The organism is Streptomyces sp. NTH33, from assembly GCF_003236365.1.
Classification (GTDB): Bacteria; Actinomycetota; Actinomycetes; order Streptomycetales; family Streptomycetaceae; genus Streptomyces.
The window spans coordinates 1-2,024 of record NZ_POTZ01000769.1; the positions used below are offsets into that span (position 1 = coordinate 1).

Annotated in this window: 2 protein-coding genes; both read left to right on the top strand. The window is 70.0% G+C overall.

What is annotated here, in order from left to right; all coding sequences use genetic code 11:
- The first annotated feature begins 133 nt into the window (after window positions 1–133).
- A complete protein-coding gene (locus tag C1I97_RS36045; protein ID WP_111007132.1) occupies window positions 134–589 on the top strand; it encodes a tellurite resistance TerB family protein in 456 nt (151 codons plus the stop codon).
- A 264-nt stretch (window positions 590–853) separates the two neighbouring features.
- A complete protein-coding gene (locus C1I97_RS36050) occupies window positions 854–1,870 on the top strand; it encodes a substrate-binding domain-containing protein (RefSeq protein ID WP_111007133.1) in 1,017 nt (338 codons plus the stop codon).
- Window positions 1,871–2,024: the final 154 nt, after the last annotated feature.

Sequence of the window (2,024 nt, forward strand, 5' to 3'; positions counted from 1 at the left end):
GGTCCAGGCAGGGCAACACGGCCGGAATCCACCGGAACTTATCCGGGTCTCCGTTAGTTTCTACGTTGCTGTAGATCCGGGCCGGCCCCGGACCCGGATCGTGTCCGCACCCGACCTCACGCTTGGAGAGCACATGGCCCTGTGGGACCGCATCAAGGACTCCGCGACGCAGATGCAGAACCAGCTCGTGGCGAAGAAGAACGACCTGAAGAGCGGTGCCTTCCGGGATGCGAGCATGGCGATGTGCGCGCTCGTGGCCGCCGCCGACGGCACCGTCGATCCCTCGGAGCGGCAGCGCGTCGCCCAGTTGATCGCCACCAACGAGGTCCTGCAGAACTTCCCGGCGGACGACCTGCGCCGCCGCTTCGAGGACAACCTCGACAAGCTGACCGCCGACTTCGCCTTCGGCAAGGTGAGCGTGCTGCAGGAGATCGCCAAGGCGAAGAAGAAGCCCGCCGAGGCCCGTGCCGTGGTCCAGATCGGCATCGTCATCGGCGGCGCGGACGGCGACTTCGACAAGACCGAGCAGGCCGTGGTCCGCGAGGCCTGCTTCGCCCTGGAGCTGCCGCCGCACGAGTTCGACCTCTGATCCGACCCGGGCGGACGGCCGGGCGGCGCCTCGGCGCGGTGGGCGGGAACGTCGGCGAAATGCCACGCACCTGCCGAGGACGGCAGAAAAGATCACGATGCGGCACCGAGAGCCGACCACGGGATCAGATCCCTTGACTACCTGCGGTCACACAAGGTTGGCTCCGCCTCAACGAGAGTCACCCGGGGGGCGTACGTCCCCCGGGACCCACCCGTGCTCTCGTGGATCCCCATGCTCGGCCGCACAGCGAGGTGCCGCACCCTCATGAACACTCCTCCCCCGCCCGACGCCTCCCGCAGAACCGCGCGCGGCACGGCCGTGGCGGCCGCCACCGCCGTCTGCCTGCTCCTCGCCGGCTGCTCCGGCGGCGGCGAGGCCGGCGGCTCGGGCAAGGACGCCGCCGGACGGCCGGGCGGCGCGCGCATGAAGGTCGCCCTGGTCACCCACGGAGCGCCGGGCGACGCCTACTGGGACCTGGTGCAGAAGGGGGCCCAGGTCGCGGCGGCCAAGGACGGCATCGACCTGACGTACGCGAACGACGCCGACCCCGCGGGGCAGGCGAAACTGGTGCGGGACGCCATCCGCGACAAGGCCGACGGGATCGCCGTGACGCTGGCCAAGCCGGAGGCGATGAAGGGCCCGATCGCCGAGGCCAGGGCCGCCGGCATACCGGTGGTCGGCCTCAACTCCGGTATCGACGCCTGGCAGGCGGAGGGGGTTCTGGAGTACTTCGGCCAGGACGAGAGCGTCGCCGGCCGCGCCGTCGGCGAGAAGCTGAACGGCCTCAAGGCCAGGCACACGCTGTGCGTCATCCACGAGCGGGGCAACGTCGCCCTGGAGGCGCGCTGCGCCGGCGTGAAGAAGACGTTCGGCGGCCAGACCCAGATGCTGTACGCGGACGGCACCGACATGGACACCGTGACCGCCTCCATCTCCGCGAGTCTGCACCAGGATCCGAGCATCGACGAGGTCGTCACGCTGGGCGCGCAGTACGCGCTCGCGGCGGTGAAGTCGGTGAAGGAGACGCGCAGCAAGGCCCATGTCGCCACCTTCGACCTCAACAAGGACCTCGTCGCCGCGGTGCGCAAGGGGGACGTCCAGTTCGCCGTGGACCAACAGCCCTATCTGCAGGGCTATCTGGCCGTGGACGCGCTGTGGCTGTACCGCACCAACGGCAACGTCAGCGGTGGCGGCGTGGCCCCGGTGCTCACCGGCCCGGCCTTCGTGACCAAGAAGAACGTGGCCGCGGTGGCGAAGTACGCGGCCGACGGCACCCGTTGACGCGGACACCGCGCGGGTCCGGTGGTCTCGAAAGTTTCGGTCGGTCTCGGTGCGTACGATCACGTGTACGGATAGCATCCTGCGCACCCCTGGTTCCGTACCGGACACGCGGCCACCCCGCGCGCGTCCACGGCCAGATAGCCCTGCAGATAGG